This window comes from Streptomyces bungoensis (genome assembly GCF_001514215.1).
Taxonomy (GTDB): domain Bacteria; phylum Actinomycetota; class Actinomycetes; order Streptomycetales; family Streptomycetaceae; genus Streptomyces; species Streptomyces bungoensis.
This window is the reverse complement of the sequence record NZ_KQ948874.1, coordinates 108886-115451: the sequence shown is the minus strand read 5'-3', so window position 1 is coordinate 115451 and position 6566 is coordinate 108886. Positions and strand designations below refer to the sequence as shown.

Here is a 6566-nt window from a genome sequence, read left to right as displayed (position 1 = left end):
GGCGCGACACGCGCCGCGGCGCGACCGGCCGGGCCGGCACCTCGGGAACGCCCAGGGAAACCGCGGTCATGGCCTCACTCCCGGTTTCCGGAGACGGTCTCGCGCATGGCCCGCAGCGACTCCTTCAGCGAGCCCATGGTGGCGAGGACGGCGGTGGGCTCGTAGCCGCAGTGGGCCATGCAGTTGGCGCAGCGCGGGTCCTTGCCGCGGCCGTACTTGTCCCAGTCGGTGTCCTCGACGAGTTCGCGGTACGTCGGCACGTACCCGTCGCTCATCAGGTAGCAGGGGCGCTGCCAGCCGAAGAGCGAGTAGTTCGGGATGGCCCACGCGGTGCACGGGAAGTCGACCTTGCCCTCCAGGAAGTCCAGGAAGAGCGGGGAGTGGTTGAGCCGCCAGCGGCCCCGGTTGCCGCCCGAGAAGGCCTTGCGGAACAGTTCGCGGGTCTGCTCGACACCGAGGAAGTGCTCCTGGTCGGGGGCCTTCTCGTAGGCGTAGGCGGGCGAGATCATCATCTCGTCGACCTGGAGGTCGTCGTTGAGGAAGTTGAGCACCTCGACGACGGTCTGCGGGGTGTCGGTGTTGAAGAAGGTCGAGTTGGTGGTCACCCGGAAGCCGCGCCGCTTGGCCTCCTTGATGGCCTCCACGGCCTCGTCGAACACGCCCTCCTTCGCCACGGACTCGTCGTGCCGCTCGCGCAGCCCGTCGATGTGCACCGCGAAGGCGAAGTAGGGAGAGGGCGTGAACTTGTCGATCTTCTTGCGCAGCAGCATGGCGTTGGTGCACAGGAAGACGTATTTGCGCTTCGCCACCAACTGCCGCACGATCTCGTCGATCTGCGGGTGCATCAGCGGTTCGCCGCCGGCGATGGACACCATCGGCGCGCCGGACTCCAGCACCGCGCCGACGGCCTGGGCGACCGGCATGCGCTGCTTGAGCACCCCGGCCGGGTGCTGGATCTTGCCGCATCCCTCGCACTTGAGGTTGCAGGCGAACAGGGGTTCCAGCTCCACGATGAGCGGGAACTTGTCCCGCCTGCGGAGCTTCTGTTCGGCCAGGTATGTAGCGACCTTGATGGACTGACGCAACGGCATGGCCATCTGGCTCACCTCCGGGGGAGCAGCAAAGAACGGTGCCATTCGAAAAATGCGGGGAGGACGCGGCGGAGTACGCGAAGAGCCGATATTCCGCCGCGCACCGTGCCGATCCGGACGAGTTCGTGTTCGGGTGTGTCCACGACCACCCGGACGGCCGCCACCGGGCGCTCACCCGCCCGTACGGCGCTGAGCAGCGTGGCCGCCGACTCCATGTCGACCGCGATCGCGCCGGTGGCGCGCAGGTCGGACCGCTCGGTGCCGCGCACGACGTGGTCGGAGCCGGTGAGCGGGCCGGTGTGGACCGTGCGCCCGGGCAGGATGCGCACGAGTTCCTTCACCAGCAGCTCGGTGCCCAGACAGGCGACCGAACCGCGCGGGTCGCGGGTCTCCTCGGCGACGACCAGGTCGCCGGGGTGCATGCCGGGGGCGAGGCCGGCGCAGAAGCCGGTGGCCAGGACGGCGGCCTCGGTCAGGGCCGGCTCGGCCAGGTGTCGGGTGAGGGAGCGTTCCGCCGCCCGGGGGCCCATGCCGGTACGGACGAAGGTGACCGGCCCGTCCGCCCCGCTCCGGTCGCCGGTGCGCAGGGCGAGGTGCTCGATGCCGAGCGCGCAGGCGATCAGCAGCGGGGCCGGGGCGGGCTGTTTGCTCAAGGTCAGCCCCCCTTGCCCTCGGGCAGGGGCTTCCTGGCGAGCAGGTTCCGCTCGAAGGGGTCGCCGTGCAGGTACCGGCCGAGGGCGGTGAGCGGGAACACCTGCCGGTAGAGGTGGTAGTTGATGGAGAAGTCCCAGGGGAAGCCGGTGCCGGTGAAGTACGGCTCGTCCCAGGAGCCGTCCGCCCGCTGGGTACCGGCCAGCCACTGGATGCCGCGTTCGACGGCCTTGGAGTCCTTCTCCCCCGCCGCGAGCAGCGCCATCAGCGCCCACGCGGTCTGCGAGGCGGTGGAGGCGCCGCGGCCGCTCCACTCCCCGGCGTACTTGTAGGAGCGCAGGTCCTCGCCCCAGCCGCCGTCGTCGTTCTGCACGCCCTCCAGCCAGGACACCGCCCGCCGGATCGCGGGGTGCGAGCCGGGCAGCCCGGCCGCGGTGAGCGCGGGGACCACCGACCCGGTGCCGTAGAGGTAGTTGACGCCCCAGCGGCCGAACCACGAGCCGTCCGGCTCCTGTTCGGCGAGCAGCCACGCGATGCCGCGCCGGGTGCGCGGGTCGTGGGCGAGGCCCTCGGCGGCGAGCATCTCCACCACGTGCGCGGTGACGTCCGCCGACGGCGGGTCGATGACCTCCCCGAAGTCGCAGAACGGCAGCCGGTTGGGGAACGGGCTGGTGTTGTCGGCGTCGAAGGCGCCCCACCCGCCGTTCTTCGACTGCATGCCGAGGTTCCAGCGCACGCCCCGGCCGATGGCCTTGTCCACGCGCTCCGGGTCGTGGTGGCGCACCCGGCGCAGTGCGAGGGCGACCTCGGCGGTGTCGTCGATGTCAGGGTAGTTGTCGTTGTGGAACTCGAACGCCCAGCCGCCCGGCGGCAGTCCGGGCCGCCGTACGGCCCAGTCGCCGGGCCGGACGATCTCCTCGCCGAGCATCCAGTCGGCCGCCTTGACCAGTTGCGGGTGGTCGGCCGGGAGCCCGGCGTCGGCGAGCGCGATGGTGGCGAGGCAGGTGTCCCACACCGGGGACTGGCACGCCTCGATCATCCGGGCGCCGTCCTCGCGCCAGACGGCGAAACGGTCCAGCGAGGCGAGGCCCTCGCGCATCACGGGGTGCTCGAGGTCGTAGCCGAGCAGGTGCAGGGCGATGACCGAGTACACGGCCGGGGGCTGGATGCCGCCCCAGCAGCCGTCGTTCTCCTGCCGCTCGATGATCCAGCGGGCGGCGGAGTTCATCGCGGCCCGGCGCAGCCCGCGCACGGCGACCCTGCGGTAGCCGCGGACAACCTTGTCGAGCCGCTGGAAGAGGCCGTCCCAGCTGGCCAACGGGGCGAGCGGCTGCGGCGGGTTGGGGTTCGCCGGGTCGGTGTGCAGCTCGTCCAGCGCGAAGGGCGCCGGGCGCACCGGGCGCTTGGCGGAGACGACGGTGAGCGGCACGATGGTCTGCCGCGCCCAGCACCCGAAGTTGTAGATGTTGAGCGGGAACCAGGTGGGGAACCAGATCAGCTCGGGCGGGAGTTCGGGCAGGTCCTCCCACTTCCACCAGCCGAACAGGGCCAGCCAGATCCGGGTGAAGACCCGGGCGGCGGCGATGCCGCCGCGTTCGCGGATCCAGGCGGCGGCCTTCGCCATGTGCGGGGCGTCGGGCGCGTCGCCGGCCAGGCGGAGGGCGACGTAGGCCTCGACGGTGGTGGACAGTTCGCCGGGGCCGCCGTAGAAGGTGGCCCAGGTGCCGTCCTCGCGCTGCTCGCCGCGGATGAACAGGGCGGCGGCCTGGGTGGTGCTGTCGTCCTGGATGCCGAGGAACTGACGGAGCAGCAGGTCCTCGGCGTCCATGGTGACGTTGGTCTCCAGGTCGCCCTTCCACCAGCCCTCGACGTCCTGCCGGGCGAGCAGGAAGTCGGTGGCGCGCTGTGCCGCGTGTTCGGCGGCTTGGCGTGCCCCGGCCGCCGCGGGGGTGGTGATGGCGGTGTCGCTGGCCGCGGCAGCGCGGGGCGGCAGGGTCGCCCCGGTGCTTCCGTCGGTCGTCGCTGTCATGGCTTCCCCTTCGTGCAGTCGTGCGAGTCGTGCTGCTGTGGGTCCGCCGTCGGCCGGTGTCCGCGTCCCTCGACACCGGCCGGCGACTACGCGAGGGCTATTCGACCGATAATGATCATCTCTTTCGTACGACGACGAAGTCGGCGAGGGCCGTGAACGCGGCCCGTACCCGGTCGGGCATGCGGACGGCGTCGAGGGCTTCGATGGCGATGGTGTGCTGACGGCGCGCTTCCCCGGCCGTCCACTCGCGGCCCCCGGCCTCCTCGATGAGGGCCGCGCGGGCCGCGAACTCCTCCTCGGAGAAGTTCTCGAAGTCGCTGCTCTTGGCGTCGGCGGCGAGGATCTCGCCGAGCCGCTCGGAGGCGTCCCCGCCCGCCGCGAGGGCGGCGACCACCGGCAGGGACTTCTTGCGCTGGCGCAGGTCGCTCCAGGTCTGCTTGCCGGTGGCCTCCGGGTCGCCCCAGATGCCGAGCAGGTCGTCGACGGCCTGGAAGGCCAGGCCCAGGTGGTAGCCGTAGCGCTCCAGCGCGTCGGCGGTGGCGTCGTCGGCGCCGCCGAGGACCGCGCCGATGGAGCTGGAGGCGGCGAGCAGGGCGCCCGTCTTGTTGCCCTCCATCTCCAGGCACTCCTCGACGCTGACGCGGTCGCGGTGCTCGTAGGAGATGTCCTGCGCCTGACCGTCGATCAGGGCGCGGGTGGCGGTGGTCAGCCGGCGGGTGGCGCGGCCGGCCTCGACCGTGCCGAGTTCCAGCAGCACCTCGTTGGCGAGGGCGAACAGGGCGTCGCCGACCAGGATGGCCTGCGCGGGGCCGTGCACCTTCCAGACGGTGTCGCGGTGGCGGCGCTGCTCGTCGCCGTCCATCAGGTCGTCGTGCAGCAGGGAGAAGTTGTGGACGAGTTCGACGGCGACGGCGCCCGGGACGCCGACCTCGGGTGCGGCGCCGGTGACCTCGGCGGAGAGGACGGCGAGGGCCGGGCGGACGGCCTTGCCGCCGTCGCCGTCGGCCGGGTTGCCGGCGGCGTCGATCCAGCCGAAGTGGTACGCGGCGACGGTGTCCATGGGAGGAGCCAGGCGGTCGACGGCCGCACGCAGGACCGGTGTCGCCAGGGTCCGGCCGCGCTCCAGCAGCGCGGTCACGTCCACCGCGGCCCGGGGAGCGGGCGTCGGGGCCGGGGGCACAGTGGGCACAGTCTCTCCTCTTGTTGCGGTACCGGGGGTGCGGGGGCCCACCGGGCTGTGCTGATCGAGCATCAGGCCGCCTCCTCGAACTCGAAGAGGTGGCGGGGGCGGGGCCGGCCCAGGGCGCTCAGCGCGGCGTCGGCCGCGCTCACTCCGCTGCGGACCGCACTCTCCATGGTCGCGGGCCACCCGGTGGCGGTCCACGCTCCGGCCAGGTACAGGCCGGGAACCCTGGTGCGGGCGCCGGGCCTGAGGCGCCCGACGCCGGGGACCGGGGCGAACGTCGCCGTGCGCTCCCGGGTCACGAAGAAGTCCTCCACCACGGCGCGCCGCGTGCCCGGAATCAGCCGCTCCAACTCGGGCAGGTAGCGCTCGCGCAGCACGGCGACCGGTGCGTCGATGTCGTCCCGGGCCGCCGACTGGGACACCGCCAGGTACTGGCCCGCGCGCAGACCGGAGGCGTCGGTGCGGTCGAACACCCACTGCACGGGGGTGCCGAGGGCCGCGAAGAAGGGCCGGGCGAGCACCGTGCGGTCGTACACGACGTGCAGGTTGAGGATGGGGGCGGTGCCGATCCCGAGCAGCCGCTCCGGGGCGTCGAGGGCGCCGGGGGGCAGCAGGCCGTGGGCCTCGCGCTGCGGTACGGCGAGCACGACGGCGTCCGCCCGGAGCGTCTCGCCGGGAACCTGAACGTTCCAGCTCCCGTTGTCGTTCGTGGAGAGGGAGGTGACGCGTGCACGGACCTCGGTGCGCACGCCCGCGGAGTCGAGCGCCTTGCGGGCCAGCCGGTCGTGCAGTTCGCCCAGCGGGACGCGGGCCCAGCCGATGTCGGCCGCGCCCGGGTCGGACAGCAGACCGGTCTTGAACACCATCGCGGCGAGCGCCAGCGAGGCGTCGCCCGCGACCGCGTTGAGGGTGGCGACCCCGACCAGGTCCCACAGGGCCTCGACGGCCCGCGCCGACTGGCCGTGGGCGGCCAGCCAGCTGCCGAAGTCCTGCGTGTCCAGGGCCGGATCGGTGAGGTCGAGCCCCTTGAGCGCGAGCGCGGCACGCCCGACGGCGGCGCGTTCGGTGAGCGAGAGGTGCGGATAGGCGGCCAGGCTGCGCCCCAGGTGGAGGGGGACGGGCAGCGGGTCGCGCCGCAGCCGGCCGAGCCGCCTGCCCTCGGGCTTGGCGGCGTCGACGACGGGCACGTCGAGGCGGTCCTGCAGCGGTGCCAGCGCCGTGCCCCCGATCCGCTCGAGGAACCAGCGGTAGGCGGTGCAGCAGCGCAGGTACACGTGCTGGCCGTTGTCGACGGTCAGGTCGCCGCGCCGGAAGGAGAAGGCGAGGCCGCCGAGTCTCGGTCTGCCTTCGAGCAGGGTGACGTGGACGCCCGCGTCGGCGAGCGCGAGCGCCGCGGTGACGCCGGCGAGTCCCCCGCCCACGACGACGGCGCTGCGGCCGGGCGCGGCCGGGGTGCCGGCGTGCGCCGGGGCGGGGCGTGACCCGTCGCTCATCGTGCGTCCTTCCGTGCGTGCCGGGCGTGCTGGATGTACGGTGCACGCTCAGCCGTCGCTGTCAGGGACGCCACGCCGGGGCGGAGGGTTGCCCGCCGCATGCGCCGGCGTCGGCC

General features: G+C 73.0%; 6 protein-coding genes. All 6 read right to left on the bottom strand.

All coding sequences use genetic code 11. The features are described from left to right. Positions 1-74 precede the first annotated feature (74 nt). Complete coding sequence (gene hpnH, locus AQJ66_RS33000) at positions 75-1097, bottom strand: adenosyl-hopene transferase HpnH (RefSeq protein ID WP_061929297.1); 1023 nt, start codon at positions 1095-1097, stop codon at positions 75-77. 5 nt (positions 1098-1102) lie between these two features. Beyond that, positions 1103-1744, bottom strand: coding sequence for a phosphorylase family protein (locus tag AQJ66_RS32995; RefSeq protein ID WP_061929295.1), 642 nt, complete (start codon positions 1742-1744; stop codon positions 1103-1105). 2 nt (positions 1745-1746) lie between these two features. Beyond that, positions 1747-3771 carry a squalene--hopene cyclase gene (gene shc / locus AQJ66_RS32990; RefSeq protein ID WP_061929293.1) on the bottom strand — a complete coding sequence of 675 codons (2025 nt, stop codon included), beginning with the start codon at positions 3769-3771 and terminating at the stop codon, positions 1747-1749. A 115-nt stretch (positions 3772-3886) separates the two neighbouring features. Then, the gene (locus AQJ66_RS32985; RefSeq protein WP_079060561.1) at positions 3887-5023 is read right to left on the bottom strand and encodes a polyprenyl synthetase family protein; all 1137 of its coding nucleotides are present in this window, start codon (positions 5021-5023) and stop codon (positions 3887-3889) included. Next, positions 5023-6450, bottom strand: a complete 1428-nt coding sequence (hpnE, locus tag AQJ66_RS32980) for a hydroxysqualene dehydroxylase HpnE (protein WP_061929290.1) — start codon at positions 6448-6450, stop codon at positions 5023-5025. The genes AQJ66_RS32985 and hpnE overlap by 1 nt, the downstream gene beginning before the upstream one ends. Next, entirely contained in the window at positions 6447-6551 is a 105-nt protein-coding gene (locus tag AQJ66_RS41085; protein WP_359089046.1) for a DUF6380 family protein, read from the bottom strand. The genes hpnE and AQJ66_RS41085 overlap by 4 nt, the downstream gene beginning before the upstream one ends. Between the last annotated feature and the right edge of the window lie 15 nt (positions 6552-6566).

Coding starts and splice junctions, on each gene's coding strand:
- hpnH (WP_061929297.1), bottom strand. CDS start 1,097: ATGGCCATGCCGTTGCGTCAGTCCATCAAGGTCGCTACATACCTGGCC.
- shc (WP_061929293.1), bottom strand. CDS start 3,771: ATGACAGCGACGACCGACGGAAGCACCGGGGCGACCCTGCCGCCCCGC.
- AQJ66_RS32985 (WP_079060561.1), bottom strand. CDS start 5,023: ATGCTCGATCAGCACAGCCCGGTGGGCCCCCGCACCCCCGGTACCGCA.
- hpnE (WP_061929290.1), bottom strand. CDS start 6,450: ATGAGCGACGGGTCACGCCCCGCCCCGGCGCACGCCGGCACCCCGGCC.
- AQJ66_RS41085 (WP_359089046.1), bottom strand. CDS start 6,551: ATGCGGCGGGCAACCCTCCGCCCCGGCGTGGCGTCCCTGACAGCGACG.